At 39.1% G+C, this 20,058-nt stretch carries 16 protein-coding genes, 2 tRNA genes and 3 rRNA genes (1 of these 21 only partly in view); 1 reads left to right on the plus strand and 20 read right to left on the minus strand.

The annotated features are described in order from the left end of the window. The 5 genes from GSH73_RS12880 to pflB form a co-directional block, all read right to left on the minus strand. Window positions 1-69, minus strand: partial view of a Fe-S-containing hydro-lyase gene (locus tag GSH73_RS12880; protein WP_014757568.1) — the start only. Its footprint begins 489 nt before the window's first position; 69 of the gene's 558 nt are visible here — the first part of the coding sequence; it begins with the start codon at window positions 67-69; its stop codon lies off the left edge, out of view. A 23-nt stretch (window positions 70-92) separates the two neighbouring features. Further along, window positions 93-935 (minus strand): fumarate hydratase, encoded by an 843-nt coding sequence (locus GSH73_RS12885; protein ID WP_014757567.1) that lies wholly within the window; start codon window positions 933-935, stop codon window positions 93-95. 61 nt (window positions 936-996) lie between these two features. Then, the gene (locus GSH73_RS12890) at window positions 997-1,893 is read right to left on the minus strand and encodes an MBL fold metallo-hydrolase (protein ID WP_014757566.1); all 897 of its coding nucleotides are present in this window, start codon (window positions 1,891-1,893) and stop codon (window positions 997-999) included. Window positions 1,894-1,989: 96 nt separating this feature from the next. After that, window positions 1,990-2,712, minus strand: a complete 723-nt coding sequence (gene pflA / locus GSH73_RS12895) for a pyruvate formate-lyase-activating protein (RefSeq protein WP_233432513.1) — start codon at window positions 2,710-2,712, stop codon at window positions 1,990-1,992. Window positions 2,713-2,745: 33 nt separating this feature from the next. Beyond that, window positions 2,746-4,974, minus strand: coding sequence for a formate C-acetyltransferase (pflB, locus tag GSH73_RS12900; RefSeq protein WP_014757564.1), 2,229 nt, complete (start codon window positions 4,972-4,974; stop codon window positions 2,746-2,748). A gap of 228 nt (window positions 4,975-5,202) precedes the next feature. Here pflB and GSH73_RS12905 point away from each other — a divergent pair, with 228 nt between their 5' ends. After that, complete coding sequence (locus GSH73_RS12905; protein ID WP_014757563.1) at window positions 5,203-5,925, plus strand: pseudouridine synthase; 723 nt, start codon at window positions 5,203-5,205, stop codon at window positions 5,923-5,925. Here GSH73_RS12905 and GSH73_RS12910 read toward each other — a convergent pair whose 3' ends face one another. The 15 genes from GSH73_RS12910 to GSH73_RS12980 form a co-directional block, all read right to left on the minus strand. After that, on the minus strand, window positions 5,926-6,903 hold the full coding sequence (locus tag GSH73_RS12910; RefSeq protein WP_044984037.1) for a glycoside hydrolase family 88 protein: 978 nt from the start codon (window positions 6,901-6,903) through the stop codon (window positions 5,926-5,928). A 71-nt stretch (window positions 6,904-6,974) separates the two neighbouring features. Then, a complete protein-coding gene (locus GSH73_RS12915) occupies window positions 6,975-8,153 on the minus strand; it encodes a glycosyltransferase family 4 protein (RefSeq protein ID WP_014757561.1) in 1,179 nt (392 codons plus the stop codon). A gap of 14 nt (window positions 8,154-8,167) precedes the next feature. Further along, window positions 8,168-9,196 carry a nucleotidyltransferase family protein gene (locus GSH73_RS12920; RefSeq protein ID WP_014757560.1) on the minus strand — a complete coding sequence of 343 codons (1,029 nt, stop codon included), beginning with the start codon at window positions 9,194-9,196 and terminating at the stop codon, window positions 8,168-8,170. Window positions 9,197-9,404: 208 nt separating this feature from the next. Next, window positions 9,405-10,142 (minus strand): elongation factor P 5-aminopentanone reductase, encoded by a 738-nt coding sequence (ymfI, locus tag GSH73_RS12925; RefSeq protein ID WP_014757559.1) that lies wholly within the window; start codon window positions 10,140-10,142, stop codon window positions 9,405-9,407. Between the two features lie 107 nt (window positions 10,143-10,249). Continuing rightward, window positions 10,250-10,492, minus strand: coding sequence for a hypothetical protein (locus tag GSH73_RS12930; RefSeq protein ID WP_014757558.1), 243 nt, complete (start codon window positions 10,490-10,492; stop codon window positions 10,250-10,252). A gap of 181 nt (window positions 10,493-10,673) precedes the next feature. Then, window positions 10,674-10,748, minus strand: a tRNA-Gly gene (locus GSH73_RS12935). A gap of 25 nt (window positions 10,749-10,773) precedes the next feature. Then, window positions 10,774-10,848 (minus strand) — tRNA-Asn (locus GSH73_RS12940). A gap of 7 nt (window positions 10,849-10,855) precedes the next feature. Then, window positions 10,856-10,964, minus strand: a 5S ribosomal RNA gene (rrf, locus tag GSH73_RS12945). 54 nt (window positions 10,965-11,018) lie between these two features. Beyond that, window positions 11,019-13,895: ribosomal RNA gene (locus GSH73_RS12950) — 23S ribosomal RNA — on the minus strand. Window positions 13,896-14,040: 145 nt separating this feature from the next. Then, window positions 14,041-15,552 (minus strand): 16S ribosomal RNA (locus GSH73_RS12955). Together the 16S, 23S and 5S rRNA genes with 2 tRNA genes alongside form the textbook arrangement of a ribosomal RNA operon. Before the next feature lie 338 nt (window positions 15,553-15,890). Continuing rightward, window positions 15,891-16,139: a DUF1657 domain-containing protein gene (locus GSH73_RS12960; protein WP_013296629.1), complete on the minus strand. Its 249-nt coding sequence runs from the start codon at window positions 16,137-16,139 to the stop codon at window positions 15,891-15,893. Window positions 16,140-16,226: 87 nt separating this feature from the next. After that, the gene (locus GSH73_RS12965; protein WP_014757557.1) at window positions 16,227-16,499 is read right to left on the minus strand and encodes a pro-sigmaK processing inhibitor BofA family protein; all 273 of its coding nucleotides are present in this window, start codon (window positions 16,497-16,499) and stop codon (window positions 16,227-16,229) included. 239 nt (window positions 16,500-16,738) lie between these two features. Beyond that, entirely contained in the window at window positions 16,739-18,250 is a 1,512-nt protein-coding gene (locus GSH73_RS12970) for a hypothetical protein (RefSeq protein ID WP_014759563.1), read from the minus strand. Window positions 18,251-18,530: 280 nt separating this feature from the next. Continuing rightward, window positions 18,531-18,797 (minus strand): DUF2508 family protein, encoded by a 267-nt coding sequence (locus tag GSH73_RS12975; RefSeq protein ID WP_014757556.1) that lies wholly within the window; start codon window positions 18,795-18,797, stop codon window positions 18,531-18,533. A 48-nt stretch (window positions 18,798-18,845) separates the two neighbouring features. Further along, window positions 18,846-20,027 (minus strand): HD domain-containing phosphohydrolase, encoded by a 1,182-nt coding sequence (locus tag GSH73_RS12980; protein ID WP_014757555.1) that lies wholly within the window; start codon window positions 20,025-20,027, stop codon window positions 18,846-18,848. Window positions 20,028-20,058: the final 31 nt, after the last annotated feature.

The raw sequence follows: 20,058 nt of genomic DNA on the forward strand, positions 1-20,058 counted from the left end.
TACTGTATCGCCAGCATGTAAATCTTTTACAATTTCTTCTGTTAAAGGTGTATTTATCTTTTTATACATTTTTCCCTCCACATTTTATATGTTTATAATACAGCTGTCGCATGTCTCGTAACATGGCAGGATATATTTACAGCCACAGGCAGCATTGCTATATGCGTAGGGTATTTTTCGATGTTTACTGCCAAAGCTGTTACCATACCTCCCAATCCCTGCGGTCCTATGCCAAGATTGTTTATTTTAAATAAAAGTTCTTCTTCTAATGCTCTTACATCGTCATCACTGCTTCTTTGATCTATAGGCCTTAAAAGAGCCTTTTTAGCCAACAATGGTGCATACTCAAAATTACCACCTATTCCAACGCCTACTACAAGCGGTGGACATGCATTAGGCCCTGACGCTTCAACCGTATCAATTATAAACTTCTTTACCCCTTCAATGCCATCAGAAGGCTTCATCATCTTAAAAGCGCTCATATTTTCGCTTCCTGCACCTTTTGGTGCAACTGTGATTTTCAGTTTATCACCATCTACAATATCATAGTGCACAATAGGTGGTGTATTATCATTTGTGTTGATGCGTATGAATGGATCATTTACAATTGATTTCCTTAAATATCCATTACGATACCCATTTTTAACACCTTGTAATATAGCATCTTTTAACGTACCGCCTACGACATGGACATCTTGTCCTATCTCAACGAAAATTACTGCTATGCCTGTATCTTGACATATTGGCATTTCTTTTATCTTAGCGATTTCAGCATTTTCAATTATCTTATTGAGAATTTCTACACCTATTTCACTGACTTCCTCGTGGGCTTTCTTCTTCAGCATATTTAATACATCGTCTGGCAAATTGTAATTGGCTTTAATGCACAAAAGCTCAACAGTCTTTCTTATATCATCTGCTTTTATTTCTCTCATACAGCACCTCTTTGCAATTATTAAAATAATAATACTACAAGATTAGATTTTTAAAAAGACTTTAAACAGGCTTTCTGTAAAAATATATTTCTCCGTTTTCTATGGAATAATCGATAAGTTTTTTATCTCTCAAATAGCTCAAAAATGCGGAAACCGATGAAAAATAAATATAATACTGAGTAAAATTTAATGGCAGATCGTTTAATATTACTAAGTTTTGCAATAATCCTTCCCTTGTCTGAGGTTGTTCCAATAATTCCAGTATAATTTCAACATTATCTTCTATATTTGAAATATTCTTTTCTATCAGGACATCAAGCTCATCCTTATTAAGCACTCTATCTATGTGACTTATTACGAAATAGTCTGCATCCACCTCTTTTAGCTTTTTTAAAGTTTCAATGCTTTTTTCTATATTAAACAAATATGGAAGTGAATATTTTTTTATTGTATCCTCGCTAAATACACTGTCTCCCAAAAAACATACTCTATCAGGTGTAATGACGCCGATTTGATCTATTGAATGCCCCACCAAAGATATTATATCAAACTTTTCATCGCCAATTTTTGAGATACCATAATCAAGGACAAAATCTACAGAAAATGTTTTATTAGTCGTATCAAGATCTCTTATTGGGCATGAAGAAAATAGTACAATATCTCTTAACTCTGGATTTTCTATATATAATCGCTCCTTATTTGATGTATAGATTTCGCATCCAGGGTACTGAGTCTTAAAGTATATATTACCGCCACAGTGGTCCATGTGGTTGTGGGTGTTTATGATATATTTGGGATGTAATCCATTTTCTACTAATACATTGTCAATCTTTCTCGCTTGTCCATTGTTTATACCAGTATCTACTAATAGACAATTTTTATTTTTATAGGCATAAACGCCAATATTCGTAGGATTATCTATGTAGTACGTGTTTCTATTTATCTTATTTAAATTCATGCGATTACCTCCAAAATCACATCATCACATGATAATTTTACACCCTTTATCAAATTAATTCAAAGGAAAAGCCCCATGATACGAATCATGAGGCTTTTAGACCACTTTTATATCTCTTTTCCTAAACTCTTCTTTTATCTCTTTAATTTTTGATGTGTCAGGAGGATTTATTCCCTTCAATCTATATGGTATCCCAAGTGCCTCATATTTATACACACCCATTTTATGATACGGAAGTATCTCAACTCTATCTACATTTTTCAATGATGAGACAAAATCAGCCAATTTCCTTATCTCTTCCATATCATCCGTTATTCCAGGTACTATCACATGCCTTATCCACATTTTCTTGCCTTCATCGGAAAGGTATCTTGCAAACTCCAAAGTCTTTCTATTCGACACTCCTGTAAGCTTTTTATGGCTTTCATCATCAATGTGCTTTATATCAAGCAAAAAAAGATCAGTGTGTTTTACAAGTTCTTTTACTTTATCTATATTCACATATCCCGATGTGTCTAATGCAGTGTGTATGCCAGACGCTTTAAGCTTTTTAAATAGATCTTCGCAAAATTCAGGCTGTAATGTAGGCTCTCCACCTGTCAGCGTCACGCCGCCGCCTGATGATTTCATGTACGGTATATATCTTTTTGCATCGTTAAATATCTCATCTGTTGATACTTCTTTACCACCGTTATAATTCCATGTGTCAGGGTTATGGCAATAAGCGCACCTTAAAGGACAACCTTGCATAAAGACTACGTACCTTATGCCAGGCCCATCTACAGTACCACATGTCTCTATTGAATGTATCTTCCCCATAACCATGACAATCACCTTTACATAAAATTTGCACTACATAGATTCGTGAAAAGTGCGGGATATAACCTCCAACTGTTGCTCTCTCGTTAATTTATTGAAATTGACAGCATACCCTGAAACCCTTATAGTAAGCTGCGGATATTTTTCAGGATGCTCCATAGCATCAAGCAACATATCTCTGTTTAAAACATTGATGTTTATGTGGTGCCCCGCATTAAATGCATATCCATCTAATAGTCCTACAAGATTATTAATTTTATCTTCGTCATCCTTGCCAAGCGCATTTGGTACAATCGTAAATGTGTATGATATACCATCCAATGAACTGTCATAAGGTATTTTTGATACTGAATTCATTGATGCTATGGCACCTTTTGTATCTCTGCCGTGCATCGGATTTGCGCCTGGCGCAAAAGGTTCTCCCGCTTTTCTTCCGTCAGGTGTAGCACCCGTCTTTTTGCCGTACACCACATTTGACGTTATTGTCAAAACAGACAGTGTTGGTATAGAGTTTCTGTAAGTCTTGTGCTTTTTAAGCTTATTCATGAATCTTTCTACAATGTCAACTGCTATTGAGTCAACCCTGTCATCATCATTGCCAAACTTAGGGAAATCTCCTTCCACTTCATAATCTATTGCTATGCCATTTTCATCTCTTATGGCTTTTACTTTAGCATACTTTATGGCGCTTAACGAATCTGCCGCAACAGAAAGACCTGCGATTCCAAAAGCCATCGTCCTTACGATGTCTCTATCATGCAAAGCCATAAGGGATCTTTCATAAGCGTATTTATCGTGCATGTAGTGTATTATATTCATAGCTTTAACATACACTTTTGCAAGCCACTCTAACATATTGTCATATGCTGCCATTACCTCATCGTAGTCTAAATACTCAGACGTTATAGGATTAAATTTTGGTGCCACTTGCGTTTTATACCTTTCATCGATACCGCCGTTTATAGCATACAGTAGCGCCTTCGCGAGATTTGCCCTTGCTCCAAAAAATTGCATCTGTTCTCCCGTCTTCATAGCTGACACACAGCAGGCGATGCTATAGTCGTCATTGTATATTGGCCTCATTAAGTCGTCATTTTCATATTGAATAGAACTTGTATCTATTGATACCTTGGCACAGAATCTTTTAAAGTTTTCAGGAAGGTTTTTGGACCATAAAACCGTCAAGTTTGGCTCAGGTGCAGGACCTAAGTTATATAAAGTATTTAATATCCTGAATGAATTTTTAGTGACAAGAGGTCTTCCGTCTACGCCTACACCGCCAATTGATTCAGTCACCCAAACAGGATCGCCACTAAATAGTTCATTGTAATCAGGAGTCCTTAAGAACCTCACCATTCTAAGCTTCATGACAAAGTGATCCATTAACTCTTGTGCTTGTTTCTCTGTCAATGTTCCTTCTTTAAGATCTCTTTCAATGTATATATCTAAAAAAGTAGATACTCTGCCCAGCGACATAGCGGCACCATTTTGTTCCTTTATAGCAGCAAGGAAGGCAAAGTAAGTCCACTGCACAGCTTCTTTTGCATTTTTTGCAGGCTTTGATATGTCATAACCGTACTTTAAAGCCATCTCTTTCATTTCGTTTAATGCTTTTATCTGTTCTGTCAATTCTTCTCTCAAGCGAATAGTTGCTTCATCAAATTCATCGTAATCAAGCTCAAGTTTTTCTTTTTCCTTTTCTTCGATGAGTCTATCAATTCCATAAAGAGCAACTCTTCTGTAATCACCTATGATTCTTCCTCTGCCATATGCATCTGGAAGACCTGTTATTATGCCGGCATGTCTTGCTGCTCTTATTTCTGGAGTATATGCATCAAATACACCATCATTGTGGGTCTTTCTGTACTTCGTAAATATCTCTTCTACTTTTGGGTCCACTTTATATCCATAAGCTTCGCAAGCTTTTTTGACCATTCTTATGCCACCGTAAGGCATTATAGCTCTTTTAAGAGGTTTGTCTGTCTGCAATCCAACTATTTCCTCAAGATCTTTGTCTATATACCCCGCATCATGGGATGTTATAGACGATACAGTTTTTGTATCAATATCTAACACACCTTTTTTCAGTTCTTCCTTCATTAGCTCAAGAACTTTGTTCCAAAGCTTAATAGTCTTTTCTGTAGGCCCTTCTAAAAAACTATCATCGCCTTCGTATAATGTGTAATTTTTCTGGATAAAATCTTGAACGTCAATAGTCTTTTGCCATTTGCCCTCCTGAAACCCGCGCCATTCATTGATCATATTTATTCCCCCTAACGATTTATTATGGTTTTATTATAGCTATTTTGTTCTTTGTAGTCAATATACTGTATACACTTCAGAAAATTTATTATCTTGAAACATCATCTTAATTGTATCATCAGGAAAACGCAAAAAATATGATATATATCACATTTTTGCTACAAATTTTATATTTTTGGGATATAATTTACTAAGAAGCACAGTCATATTGTTTAGGAGGAATTTAAGATGTCAAAAATGAGAATAGATAAGCTTTTATCAAATATGGGTTATGGCACAAGAAAAGAAATTAAAAATTTTATAAAAGAAGGCCTTGTTGCAATAAATAATGTGACGATTGACGACCCCGGTTTTGCAGTACAACCTGATAAAGATATAATCACGTTTAGAAGTGAAAAAATATCGTACAAAGAATACATATATATAATGATGAATAAACCGAAAGGTGTAATCTGTGCAACATATGATCCATCAGAAAAAACCGTTGTAGATCTTTTGCCACACCATATAAAGGCAAGAAAGGTTTTCCCAGCAGGAAGGCTTGATAAAGACACAGAGGGATTACTTTTAATTACAAATGACGGTGAACTATCTCATAAGCTCTTATCGCCAAAAAAACACGTTTTCAAAAAATACTATGCAGAAGTTTTGGGTTTTATCGATGAAGATGACGTATCTTTGTTTTCAGATGGCATACTATTAGACGATGGTTACAAGACTATGCCGGCAAAACTGGAAATAATATCTTCAGGCAGTACATCGAAAGTATATGTCTCAATCAGAGAAGGTAAATATCATCAAATAAAAAGAATGTTTGAAGCGATAGGCTCAAAAGTCGTCTACTTAAAAAGGCTTTCAATAGGCCAATTAAAATTAGATGAAAATTTAAAAGAAGGGGAATGGCGAGAATTAAATGAAGAAGAAATAAAATTGCTTAAATCAATTGAATAGCTATTTCAATTGATCGATTGCACAATGGGATATCATAATCGATATAAGGCTTTCGGCTCCTTCATTGCTATTTACACCATCTTCCGTTATGCCATCACTGCAGCCTCCACTGTCTTCGTCGTATAAGCTTAACCCTTTTGAGTTCTTTCCGTAAAACCATTTGTCGCAGTCTATAGCCCTTTTTTTGTATTTTTCATCGCCTGTCAATTTATACGCCTCTATATACATGAGAGCCATTGTATACGCTTCTACAGGCTGTTCATCGTATTCTGCAATGTCTTTGCCTTTTCTATACCATCCTTTGCATCCGACAGCTTTAAAATAACCATTTTTAAAGCACACACTATCAAGAAAATCAATTGTCTTTAAAGCGATATCTAAAACTTCTTCATCTTTAGCGATTGAAAAATACTTTAAAAGCGATAATGGTATGACTCCATTATCGTACGACACCACATCTTCAAACCACTGCCAATCTTCGCTTGAATTTTTTTCGTACTCCTCGACGATATCGTGCGCCAATTTATCCATCTTTTTTCTGACAAAATCTTTATCTAAATTTTTAAAAGAATTGTAAATATAGTATAATCCTATCAAGGTGTATGCCTTACCTCTGATGTAATTCAGAGTATCTACCAATAGCAGTGATTTTTCAATCATTTTATATGCAGGCAACTTTACCCTCTCGTCTATATTGGAATTTATTAAATATCCTAAAGCCCACATACACCTGCCGAAACAATCTTCCGAAAAATCTTCATCAATAAATTTTCTATCGAATGACATGAAATTTCTAAAGCGACCGTCGTCTTCTTGTGCGTACATCAAAAACGACAAATACTTCTTAATGAGGTTAATATATGCATCATCTTTGTATTTTTCATACATCATAGCACAGGCTATCAAAGCCCTTCCATTGTCATCCGTTGTATATCCATATTTAGGATCGGGGACAGAGCCAACAGAATGCTGCATCATACCTGTGTCATCTGTCAGTATAAACAAATGGTCAAACACTTTTTTGTCATCCACAATACGTCCCTCCTTGTTTATACTGCTTCTTTCGCATCATCCTCTAAATCTTCAAATATTCTCAAAAACAATTCAACATATTCTAACGCAACGTTGTCCCACATCATCGTTTTTCCATAAACTTTTATCTTCTCCTCCATGATTTGCTTTTCATGTGGATTTTCTATTGCGAAATTTATGCAGTTTGCTATAGAATCAGGATTTTTAAATTCCGCCAACAGTCCCCTTCCATCGCTTAAAATTTCTTCAGCGTATTTGTATGGAGTTGATACAACTAATTTTCCTAAACCTGCAGCATATGCCAATGTCCCGCTAACTGCTTGTTCTCTGCCAATGTACGGCGTCAAATACACATCAGAGAGCTTTAAGTATTCGACGATCTCCCTTTTTGTCAGATATTTATTGACAAACTTTACATTGTCGTTTAGATTTAACTCATTTACTTTCCTTATAAGAAAGTCTCTGTAAACTTCACCATCTGACTTGACTATATTAGGATGTGTCTGCCCCAATATAAGGTACAATATATCAGGATGTTTCTCCTTAACCTTTGCTATGGCTTCTATGCCGTATTCTAAGCCTTTACCAGGGCTTATAAGTCCAAATGTGCTTACGACGAATTTTCCTGCATCAATGTTGTATTTCTTTCTCAAACTTTCACTGGACAGCGTTGGCAAATTTGGAACTCCGTGTGGCAGTACTACGATTTTCCTTTCATCAACACCATATAAATTGACAAGAAGCGGAATTGTATTTTTAGCCATAGTGACAACTCTTTTGCTCTTTATGCACAATTCTTTTAAAATGTGTTTTTGTTTATCAAGTGGATTAGACAATATCGTATGAAGAGTTACGACATAAGGCACCTTTAAGTTGTCTACAAAGTCTAAAATATATTCGCCCCATTCACCACCGTAAATCCCATATTCATGCTCGATCACTAACAAATCAATTAACGAATCATTTAATTTATTGGCGAGTTCTAAATAGCTATTTCTGTCGTGCTGCTTAAGCCTATAAATAACGTCATCGCCATAATCATATTCTTTATCGTCTATCGCAATCACTTTTGGTTCATTTATGATTTTAATATCTTTAAGCTCATTTACCAGATCCTGTGTGAATGTAGCTATTCCACATTCTCTCGGTGGAAATGTACTCAAAAACGCAATATTTATTTCTTTATTCTTTACCATTCATAACACCTCCATCAACTTACAGCGTAATCGTCAATACCGTTTGCGTAAACTTCATCTTCAATTTTCCTGATTCCATCTACGACGCTATTTGAAGCTACGACAGCATTTATCAAATTTACATTTCCTTTAACTTTGACATTGTCCCATAAAACACTGTGCCTTATAATGCTGTTAGAACCTATATGCGTATTATCACCTATAATCGCATACGGACCTATCTCTGCTTTCGCGTCTATTTTGACGTTGCTTCCTATAAAAACAGGCTCAACAATTTTTGCCGAACTATCAATTGTGATCTTTCTATGTTTAATGTCGCTTATATCAACGTATTTGCAATGTTTTTTCAATATGTCAAAGTGGACTTTTTTATACTTCTCAATTGTACCTATGTCTATCCAATACCCGTCATACCTATACGCAGCCATTTTATAACCTTTCGATAAAAGTTTCGGATATGTATCCCTTTCTATTGATACCACTTCATCTTTAGGGATTTCACTTAATAGCTGTGGTTCAAATACGTATATTCCCGCATTTATCCATTTTGAATTAGTTTCATACGGTTTTGGCTTTTCTTTAAAAGCTGTAATGTAATCATTATCGTCGTATTCTATCACACCATACTGTGATGGATCCTCTACTTTAGTCATGGCAATAGTAGCTAATGCTTTTTTTGACTTGTGATACTCCACAAGACTTCTAATATCGATATCACATATAATATCTGAATTTAGCACTAAGAAAGTATCATCAAAAAACTCTTCAGCATTTTTTATAGCTCCGCCTGTTCCTAATGGTATGTCCTCTTTAATAAAAGAAACTTTTACGCCTAATTTCTCACCATCCTCAAAATAGTCTTCAATGTGATTAGATTTATAGCATGTGCTTATTACGACCTCATCTACGCCTTGCTTTTTAAGCCTTAAAACGGTAGACTCTAACAGAGGTTTGCCCATTATGGGTACCATAGGTTTAGGAAGAAAATTCGTCAGAGGTCTTAGCCTTGTACCTAATCCTCCTGCCAGCAATAATGCTTTCATTCGAATTCCCCCTTAATCCATATTTAGTTTTTGTTTAATAATTAGAATTTATAAGCGTGTTGCAATAAAAGCACAATGTGAATCAAATGTGAAGATACATCAGTAGTATTAGCACTCTATATAAACGGCTGCTAACAATTAAAATTATAATCCTTTTAATTCCATAAGTCAAGAGGAGTAAATATATGTAAACGTTAAAAATTAAAGTTTACATATATCCTCCATCTACAGTCAATACTTGTCCTGTAATAAAAGATGATTGATCTGACAGTAAAAAAGTCACTGCCTTAGCGACTTCATCTGCTGTCCCAAGTCTTTCAAGGGAAGTTCTCGACGCCAGATATTTAAGTGTGTCATCTGACAAGCTTTTATTCATGTCAGTTTCGATTACCCCTGGCGCAACACAATTAACTCGTATATTTGATGGCCCTAATTCTTTAGCTAATGCCTTTGTAAAAGCTATAATAGCGCCTTTTGAAGCGGAATATGCCACTTCACAAGATGCGCCATATATTCCCCACATAGATGAAACATTCACAATGGCACCTCTTTTATTTTTTAACATATACTTTAAGGCACTTTGCGTACAATTAAACATGCCATTCAAATTTACATCAATTATGTATCTCCAATCTTCTTCGGATACATCCATAAAAGGTTTTATCTGGGATACACCAGCATTGTTGACCAAGTAATCTATTCGTCCAAATCTGTCAATCACATTTTTCATCATCATTTCCACTTCTTCTTTATTTCTGATATCTGCCTTAAATACATCCGCATATCCTAAGTTACTTTTTATATAATTCTTCAAACTACATGCGCTTTCATAATCTGTATTGTAATGAATTGCTACACAACCACCTAATCTCGCTACTTCTCTACATATAGATGAGCCAATGCCTCCAGAACCACCTGTAACAACGACAACTTTTCCATTGAACATAAAAACATCTCCTTTAATAAATTAAGCCGCTTATAGATAGGTTATACAAAAGTAAAACAAAAATCAATATAAAAAAAGTGTATGAGGGCTTCATACACTTTTTGCGGTTATTTCCTCATGGCCTCTACTGTATTTTTTGTAGTGCTATAAAGGCCAGATGCTCCAAGACCCATGGCAGTTCCCAACAGTATGCCTTTCAAAATATCTCCAGGAGCTATGTAAAGTATTCCTAAAGCTATTCCAAATATCAACGAAATCAATGCTGAATATTTTTTAGGTAAGCCAATTTGTTTTACTACCTCTACCAAACCTATTATTAATGGTATCAACGACACATCGTACACATCCATAATTAAATCCTCCTAAATACACATTTCTAATATCATTATATTTTGTCCTTTCTCTTTTAACACATGAAATTAAAATTTTTGCAGTTCTTATCAAAAAACATATTTAAAAATACTTAATAGAAAAGAATTAACAAACAAGACAAAATAAAAAAGACCCCATTGACTGGAATCTTGATATCATTGGAGCGGATGACGGGATTCGAACCCGCGGTCCTCGGCTTGGGAAGCCGATGCTCTACCACTGAGCCACATCCGCAAAATATTCTTTTTAAATACAAAAATGGCTCCTCAGGTAGGGCTCGAACCTACAACCTACCGGTTAACAGCCGGTTGCTCCACCATTGAGCTACTGAGGAATATATTATCCGGCAGCGACCTACTCTCCCGAGTAATCAGTACCATCGGCGCTGGAGGGCTTCACTTCCGTGTTCGGTATGGGAACGGGTTTTTAACCTCCGCTATTGCCACCGGAAATCTTTCGTTCATTTCCTTCTAAATGAACTTTGAATACTGCACAATGCTTCTTTTGGTCAAGTCCTCGACTTATTAGTACCGGTCAGCTTAAAGTATTTCTACTCTTACACCTCCGGCCTATCTACCTCGTCTTCTTCAAGGTGTCTTACTCCTTTCGGATGGGAAATCTTATCTTGAGGTGGGTTTCACGCTTAGATGCTTTCAGCGTTTATCCCTTCCAAACTTGGCTACCCAGCTGTGCGTACGGCTACGCAACTGGTACACCATCGGTTTGTCCACCCCGGTCCTCTCGTACTAAGGGCAGATCCTCTCAAATTTCCTGCGCCCGCGACGGATAGGGACCGAACTGTCTCACGACGTTCTGAACCCAGCTCGCGTACCGCTTTAATGGGCGAACAGCCCAACCCTTGGGACCTACTTCAGCCCCAGGATGCGATGAGCCGACATCGAGGTGCCAAACCTCCCCGTCGATGTGGACTCTTGGGGGAGATCAGCCTGTTATCCCCAGGGTAGCTTTTATCCGTTGAGCGACGGCAATCCCATTCTCTACCGCCGGATCACTAAGCCCGACTTTCGTCCCTGCTCGAATTGTCTTTCTCGCAGTTAGGCTACCTTCTGCCTTTGCACTCTTACGCGCGATTTCCTTCCGCGCTGAGGTAACCTTTGGACGCCTCCGTTACTTTTTAGGAGGCGACCGCCCCAGTCAAACTGCCCGCCTGTCAGTGTCCATATGCCGGCTTACGGCTCCTATGTTAGAATTTCGGTAATATCAGGGTGGTATCCCAACGTTGGCTCCATATAGGCTGGCGCCCATATCTCTCCGCCTCCCACCTATCCTGTACAGATATTACTAAAATTCAGTGACAAGCTGCAGTAAAGCTCCATGGGGTCTTTCTGTCCTGTCGCGGGTAACTCGCATCTTCACGAGTACTACAATTTCACCGGGTCCCCCTTCAAGACAGCGCCCAAGTCGTTACGCCTTTCGTGCAGGTCGGAACTTACCCGACAAGGAATTTCGCTACCTTAGGACCGTTATAGTTACGGCCGCCGTTTACTGGGGCTTAAGTTCAGAGCTTTGGATTTTCTCCTGACCCTTCCCCTTAACCTTCCAGCACCGGGCAGGCGTCAGCTCCTATACTTCGTCTTTCGACTTAGCAGAAACCTGTGTTTTTGGTAAACAGTCGCTTGGGCCTCTTCTCTGCGGCCTTTCGGCACTCCTTCTCCCGAAGTTACGGAGTCTTTTTGCCGAGTTCCTTAATGAGGGTTCTCCCGCTCGTCTTTGGATTCTCTCCTCGCCTACCTGTGTCGGTTTGTGGTACGGGCACCTCATCCTCGATAGCAACTTTTCTTGGCAGCCCCTTCGAAACTTCGCCTTGCGGCTCCCCATCACAGCTCTTATGAGCTTTGGTACTTCACTCAAAGCTCTTTTCGTCGCTGCTTGGACGTGCTCTACCAACCGCACGCTTTTCTTATCTCGCTGCGTCCTTGCTTCTCTTTTGGCGGATTTCGGTGGTACCGGATTTATTACCGGTTCTCCATCGCCTACGCTTTCGCCTCGGCTTAGGTCCCGACTTACCCTGGGCGGATTATCCTTCCCCAGGAATCCTTAGGCTTTCGACGGTAAGGTTTCTCGCCTTACTCTCGTTACTTATACCGGCATTCTCTCTACTGTACTGTCCAGATTCGCTTTCGCTTATCCTTCGTCCTGTACAGTACGCTCCCCTACCATTCTTTTTTAGAATCCGTAGCTTCGGTGGCATGTTTTAGCCCCGTTTATTTTCGGCGCGGGATTTCTCGACCAGTGAGCTATTACGCACTCTTTGAATGTATGGCTGCTTCTAAGCCAACATCCTGGTTGTCTTGGAAATCCTACTTCCTTTACCACTTAACATGCTCTTTGGGACCTTAGCTGTCGGTCTGGGCTCTTTCCCTTTTGACCACGGATCTTATCACTCGTAGTCTGACTCCCAGGGTCTCAATATGGCATTCGGAGTTTGATAGGCTTCGGTAACCTTTTTGGCCCCTTGTCCATTCAGTGCTCTACCTCCATATTTCCTTCCCCCTGAGGCTAGCCCTAAAGCTATTTCGGGGAGAACCAGCTATCTCCGAGCTCGATTGGAATTTCTCCGCTACCCACAATTCATCCCATGACTTTTCAACGTCAACGTGGTTCGGGCCTCCACCAGATCTTACTCCGGCTTCACCCTGATCATGGGTAGGTCGCACGGTTTCGGGTCTATGATATGCAACTTTCGCCCTTTTAAGACTCGCTTTCGCTTCGGCTCCGCTTTCGCTTAACCTCGCTGCATATCTATAACTCGCCGGTCCGTTCTACAAAAAGTACGTGGTCGCTTTCGCTTCCACTGCTTGTGGACATATGGTTTCAGGTTCTCTTTCACTCCCCTCCCGGGATTCTTTTCACCTTTCCCTCACGGTACTATGCGCTATCGGTCACTTAGGAGTATTTAGCCTTGGGAGATGGTCCTCCCGTCTTCCCACCGGGTTGCCTATCCTGTGGTACTCTGGATCCCACTCGGTATATTTCGCTTTCGCCTACAGGGCTTTCACCTTCTTTGGCCTGCCTTCCCAGGTCTGTTCGGCTTCGCTTTATATACCTTATCGTGGTCCTAAACCCCATCACCAATGGTGATGGTTTGGGCTCCTTCCTTTTCGCTCGCCACTACTCAGGAAATCGACTTTTTCTTTCTTTTCCTCGCGCTACTTAGATGTTTCAGTTCACGCGGTTTCCCCTCCTCATGGCTATGTGTTCACCATGGGATGCTTAAGTATTACCTTAAGCGGGTTTCCCCATTCGGATATCTCCGGATCTACGTCTGCTTGCGACTCCCCGGAGCGTTTCGCCGCTTGCTGCGTCCTTCTTCGGCTCTAAGTGCCTGGGCATCCACCATACGCCCTTTCTAACTTGACCTATTGTTTCCTCGTTTTTCTTCGTTACCCTTTTTATTAGCATTGTGCAGTTTTCAAGGTTCACTTTTCTGAGGGATTTAAACCCTCAAAACTGAACAGTGAGATATCGTATTTATTTTATCCTTAATGTAAGGATTGCTCCTTAGAAAGGAGGTGATCCAGCCGCACCTTCCGATACGGCTACCTTGTTACGACTTCACCCCAATCATTTACCCCACCTTCGGCAGCTCCTTCCTTACGGTTAGGTCACTGACTTCGGGTGTTGTAAACTCTCGTGGTGTGACGGGCGGTGTGTACAAGGCCCGGGAACGTATTCACCGCGGCATGCTGATCCGCGATTACTAGCAACTCCGTCTTCATGCAGGCGGGTTGCAGCCTGCAATCTGAACTGGGACCTGTTTTCTGGGATTCGCTCCGGATCGCTCCTTCGCTGCCCTCTGTTCAGGCCATTGTAGCACGTGTGTAGCCCAGGGCATAAAGGGCATGATGATTTGACGTCATCCCCGCCTTCCTCCGTGTTATCCACGGCAGTCTCGGTAGAGTCCCCGTCTTTACGCTGGTAACTACCAACAGGGGTTGCGCTCGTTGCGGGACTTAACCCAACATCTCACGACACGAGCTGACGACAACCATGCACCACCTGTCTCACAGCTCCTCTTTCGAGGCACTCCGGTATTTCTACCAGATTCTGTGGATGTCAAGCCCTGGTAAGGTTCTTCGCGTTGCTTCGAATTAAACCACATGCTCCGCTGCTTGTGCGGGCCCCCGTCAATTCCTTTGAGTTTCAACCTTGCGGCCGTACTCCCCAGGCGGGATACTTATTGCGTTAACTCCGGCACGGATGATTCCTCACCCACACCTAGTATCCATCGTTTACGGCGTGGACTACCAGGGTATCTAATCCTGTTTGCTCCCCACGCTTTCGCACCTCAGCGTCAGTTCAAGTCCAGAGAGCCGCTTTCGCCACTGGTATTCTTCCTGATCTCTACGCATTTCACCGCTACACCAGGAATTCCGCTCTCCTCTCCTTGACTCAAGCTATATAGTTTCAGATGCACACCCTCGGTTGAGCCCAGGTTTTTCACATCTGACTTTTACAGCCGCCTACGTGCTCTTTACGCCCAGTAATTCCGGACAACGCTCGCCCCCTACGTATTACCGCGGCTGCTGGCACGTAGTTAGCCGGGGCTTTCGTATGGTACCGTCATTATCTTCCCATACTATTGAGCTTTACGACCCGAAGGCCTTCTTCGCTCACGCGGCGTCGCTGTGTCAGGGTTTCCCCCATTGCACAATATTCCCCACTGCTGCCTCCCGTAGGAGTCTGGACCGTGTCTCAGTTCCAGTGTGGCCGTTCACCCTCTCAGGCCGGCTACCCATCGTCGCCTTGGTGGGCTTTTACCCCGCCAACTAGCTAATGGGACGCGGACTCATCCTATAGCGGATTTCTCCTTTCTTCAATAAGTGATGCCACTTCTTGACATTATCCAGTATTAGCACCCCTTTCGAGGTGTTATCCCGGTCTACAGGGTAGATTGTCCACGCGTTACTCACCCGTCCGCCGCTAAGTTCGTACCGTAGTACTCCCTTCGCTCGACTTGCATGTGTTAGGCACGCCGCCAGCGTTCGTCCTGAGCCAGGATCAAACTCTCATGTTTATATCCTTTGCTCTTACTATATCTCACTGTTCGGTTTTCAAGGTTCACTTCCTTCGCCGCTTGCCGCGACATCGTCTATCTTACCACATTATCTTCTCTCTGTCAACTGCTTTTTCTTTGGTTTTTTCTGGTTAATGATTTTAGAATCAATATATAGCTGAATAATCTGTGCTCTATTAATATACCACATTTCTTGTTAATATTGCAATGCTTCTATTGCCTGAATTACCGCCAATAATTCATTTTATGTCTAATTATCTTATAAATGCTTAATTTTTTCTCGTTTTATGTTAATTTTATGTAAAATTTTTGAGGCATCAATAGATGCCTCTTAAAACTTATTTTTTATTCGAAAGTATATTTTGCACTTGCTGCGTTGCCTGTTGCTGTTGATTCAACTTGTTATTTGAATTTATATAATTCAACCTATTGTTAAGCATATTTACATGCCTTTGCATATCTTGCTGCATCTGCTGAAACATTTGTTTAGCCGCCGGATCATCTGTCGCACTGGCAAATTGTGCGTATGTTCCAAGTGCAGACTGCGCTGCAGCAACAGCTTTTTCGATATCGCTCTTTACAGTCATCTTTGTAACCTCCTTAATAAAATATTACCTTTTTTATTATTTCTATTAAGGAGATTATTTACACTTATAATTATTTGGAAATTTATATTACACGATATACTGCAATACGATAAGCAAAATCACCCCAGGTATGCCTAAAAAGCCTACAACCAAAGCTGTTATCGGATTTATGCCGACATATATTCCAAATGTCTTTCCAGCCATATTTATAAAAAACAGCACTAATGCTCCTACTACTCCATTCAAAATAAGCCTTACAAGAAACTTCCTCGGTACAACCAATAGCCACCCAAGTATGTATAATAAAAAAAGTCCCACAACATATGCTATTATTATATTGTATTCAATGCTTAAATTCATAAAAATTCCCCCTTAATACATCCTATGATTATTATAGAGTGATTTCGGAAACTAATTTCCAGCGTCATACTATGGCATAAATTAGAAATTAGATACAGAAAATAACAAAGCCTTTGCGATAAAATACTGAAAAGAGGAAAGAAAATGTAAAATAATGAAAATCAATTTAAAAAAAGAGTATAAGAAATAAAGCCTAATAAAATAGGTTTAAAAATTAACAGTATATGGAATCTCAATATTTATGCTGCTCTACCTAATAATCCATCAAGCATAGAAATAAAATCAAACTTAGATTTTTTCAATCTAGCATCAAGATGGATATTAATAGAATGTATCATAATCCAGAAAGACCAACGCTTTTTGCCTCTGGTTTTAGATAGCTCCAACTCATAGTCATTAAGAAGCCTTTTGTTAACACGCTCAGAAGAAGTTCGCTTTTTCATCTCGCATTTCCATTCATCAGAACCACGTGGAATGACGGTAAACAAGCGAGGATCAGATGAAGGCTTCGTATAAACGGTTCTACCATAATCAGAAGAGGAGCACTTATCTTTACAATTACATGAATCAACTTTACCAGTCGCAAAAGGACAGCGCCATTTAATTCTGTTACGGTCTTTCATAAAACCATTGTAAACCATAGATAATCCTGCCATACAGACAGGAATACCATTTTCATTGATTTTAATAGTACCTTGGTACTTGCTGTTGTTTTTATTCTTCTTATTAAGCGGAATTACAGGTTTAATATTCCACTTATTAAGAAGATGATAAGTAGGGTAATTATCATGAGCACAATCACCAATAAATTTATCAAAAACGAAATCAGGATACAAAGCCCTTGCTTCAGACAAAGCAATAATAGCAGTAACACCATCATAACGAGGAGCCTCAACCAAGCGAAGATAAATCGGAATATCAGATTTAAGCTCTTCGTTGTATGTCACTAAAAAATAACCAGAATAACCATAAAACCATGTCTCATGATAACTATCCCAACCATAGCGAGCATCGGGGTCAGAGAACTTGCGATGGCAGTCACAATTAAATATACCCTTATTAGCACAATCACAAGTTCTAATACCGAAAGGACTTCCGCCGGTTTTAATACAAGTACCGTCACCGGAGATAGTAAGTTTTTCAATATCACCGAGGATGCCATCATTGGCGGAAGGCCTAACAGCAACATCGGCAAAAATTTGTTGAAGAAGCTTCTCAGGTCTTGACTCAAAAATTTTACCCTGTAAAGCCAAATCAACAAATTTCTGTATAATACCAGGGTGGCGTGGTGGGAGCTTCTGATTTTTAGCAAGTTTTTTACGTGGTTTGCGTTTAAAAGGATGGAGAGAATCCTGTCGGTCTTTTTCAATATCAGGATCCTCAAGCCATAACCTGTTAATCAAGTCATAATGAGTACCAACACCAGGAATATTATCAGGAGACACGCCAATCATGCAACACAAAAGATTATCATGATGAAGCGTGTAAACCCATTTAGTAATACTGTGACATTTAAGAAGAGACATAAGTACAAAAGACCGAAAAACTTCAGGCTGATTTTTGGCTGGAGAACCAGTATTAGAGTAATAAGGTTCCAGTACAGGTTTAAGAACATCAAGATCTAAATTATAGAGTTTAGATAAAGCTTCAGAAAATTGAAGGACACGATTTTTATCTGAAGCATAAATGGGTTGAATATTTTCGACAAGGAAAGACTGATAATCAGAATGCGAACGCCATGCGCCCAACATAAAATCACCTCAATAACAAGTAGTATGGTAAAAACACCATCCATTTCGATTATTGGGGCGATTTAAAAAAGTCAAGATAGAATGCAACCATATATGTTAAATAAAGGGAAATATAAAGAAAAAATCTTACAATGTAAATAAAGATGTAAATGAATTGGAAATCGAAAAAGGATTTCAGAATGAAATTTTGGGGGATAAATTTAAAAGATGTCTCCTGAAATTCAGATATATCAGGCAACAGAAGTTGCCGAAAATATTCTTATATTAAGAGGGGGACAAATTATGATATAAGCGAATCGAAATTATCAAAATTCACACCATTTTCTTTTGCCTTTTTTAATAGATAAGTATACTTTTTCCTCAAAGACTCTATGTTGTATATGGCTTGATCTATTAAGTCAGGATCCGTAACACTTTGAAAGTACATTTCTGCATCTTTTAACTGCCTCATGGTGTTTTTTACTTCATTTATGAGAGCATTATTTTCCTCATCTATTTCTTCTTTTGCAGCCGATATTTCTCTAAAAATTTTATATAGCGTGCCCATATAATACCTCCTCATCCATATTATTGACATTTATATGGATGAGTATACTTAATTGTGGACTTTTTGTATTTCTCTTATTATCTCCAGCGATTTTCCATCTATCTTGTTTTGCTTGGCTAATTTATAGATCACATCGATAGCTTCGATGTGGGCCATGCCTTTTCTATATGGCCTATCTTCCGTCAGTGCTTGGTACATATCACAAACCGCCATGAGCCTGGAAATATCATCAAGGTTTTCTCCTGTAAGCCCTTCTGGATATCCTGAACCGTCCAGTTTCTCATGGTGATTTGCTGCCCATTCAGCTATGTCATCAATTCCTCCTATCTCCCGTAGTATTTTCTTGGTAAAGTATGTATGGGACTTTATCGTCATAAATTCTTCTTCAGTAAGCTTTCCCGGCTTGTCCAATATCTCAGTTGGTATGGCTAATTTGCCTAAGTCATGTAAAAGACCTGCTATCTTCACCTTCTGAGCAGTAATCTTGTCATATCCGGAAAGCATCGCTGCTTTATGTGCAATTTCCGATATGCCTTTTGAATGGTTGTATGTAAAGTGGCTTTTGTTATCAATTATTTTTGAAAAAACTTCGGCGATATTCTCAAAATCGTCTACGTCGATCACCATGATCTCATTTTTAATGTACGGTTTTAAGACATCAAATTGATTATAATTTTCATAATCCAGCCAAAATTTTTCTTGCTTCATTAAATTTTTAAACACACTTACTAATAGTGGATTAAAAGCCTTTCCGGACTCTATATCAAGCCATTTCTTTATGCTTTCCCTTGTATCGTACTCGCTGTGTTTTTGGGATATGAAGCTATACCTTATATCAAACTGATCAGCTAAATATATTATCTGTGCTTCTAAAGGAATGGAATCTCCGTTAAGATGGAAATGCCCACTTCCATCCCAGTTTTCATGGTGATACTTGATGATTTCAGAAAACTCATCCCCTTTAGGCATCCCCTTTACAAATTCACTTCCTTTGAGGGAATGCTTCCACGTACTATCGTGGTTAATATCTTCAATCACGTCGCTTTTCCCTATGTCGTGTAAAAAAGCAGAATAAAAGATCTTATGTTCATCATCATTTTTAACGCCAATATTTCGTGCCAATCTTATGGCAACATAAGCAACCTTCCTGGCATGTCCAAAACTTCTTTTCTCCATCACATCCAACGATAACGATAACGCTGACAGCAATCTAAAATAGTCTAATATCAACTCCATACCTCCCTTCATCTATACTTTTATA

Source organism: Thermoanaerobacterium aotearoense (assembly GCF_009905255.1).
Classification (GTDB): domain Bacteria; phylum Bacillota; class Thermoanaerobacteria; order Thermoanaerobacterales; family Thermoanaerobacteraceae; genus Thermoanaerobacterium; species Thermoanaerobacterium aotearoense.

Excerpts from the sequence above, each read along its gene's own strand:
- GSH73_RS12885 (WP_014757567.1), bottom strand. The coding sequence starts at position 935 with ATGAGAGAAATAAAAGCAGATGATATAAGAAAGACTGTTGAGCTTTTG.
- GSH73_RS12890 (WP_014757566.1), bottom strand. The coding sequence starts at position 1,893 with ATGAATTTAAATAAGATAAATAGAAACACGTACTACATAGATAATCCT.
- pflA (WP_233432513.1), bottom strand. The coding sequence starts at position 2,712 with ATGGGGAAGATACATTCAATAGAGACATGTGGTACTGTAGATGGGCCT.
- pflB (WP_014757564.1), bottom strand. The coding sequence starts at position 4,974 with ATGATCAATGAATGGCGCGGGTTTCAGGAGGGCAAATGGCAAAAGACT.
- GSH73_RS12905 (WP_014757563.1), top strand. The coding sequence starts at position 5,203 with ATGTCAAAAATGAGAATAGATAAGCTTTTATCAAATATGGGTTATGGC.
- GSH73_RS12910 (WP_044984037.1), bottom strand. The coding sequence starts at position 6,903 with ATGATGCAGCATTCTGTTGGCTCTGTCCCCGATCCTAAATATGGATAT.
- GSH73_RS12915 (WP_014757561.1), bottom strand. The coding sequence starts at position 8,153 with ATGGTAAAGAATAAAGAAATAAATATTGCGTTTTTGAGTACATTTCCA.
- GSH73_RS12920 (WP_014757560.1), bottom strand. The coding sequence starts at position 9,196 with ATGAAAGCATTATTGCTGGCAGGAGGATTAGGTACAAGGCTAAGACCT.
- ymfI (WP_014757559.1), bottom strand. The coding sequence starts at position 10,142 with ATGTTCAATGGAAAAGTTGTCGTTGTTACAGGTGGTTCTGGAGGCATT.
- GSH73_RS12930 (WP_014757558.1), bottom strand. The coding sequence starts at position 10,492 with ATGGATGTGTACGATGTGTCGTTGATACCATTAATAATAGGTTTGGTA.
- GSH73_RS12960 (WP_013296629.1), bottom strand. The coding sequence starts at position 16,139 with ATGACTGTAAAGAGCGATATCGAAAAAGCTGTTGCTGCAGCGCAGTCT.
- GSH73_RS12965 (WP_014757557.1), bottom strand. The coding sequence starts at position 16,499 with ATGAATTTAAGCATTGAATACAATATAATAATAGCATATGTTGTGGGA.
- GSH73_RS12970 (WP_014759563.1), bottom strand. The coding sequence starts at position 18,250 with ATGTTGGGCGCATGGCGTTCGCATTCTGATTATCAGTCTTTCCTTGTC.
- GSH73_RS12975 (WP_014757556.1), bottom strand. The coding sequence starts at position 18,797 with ATGGGCACGCTATATAAAATTTTTAGAGAAATATCGGCTGCAAAAGAA.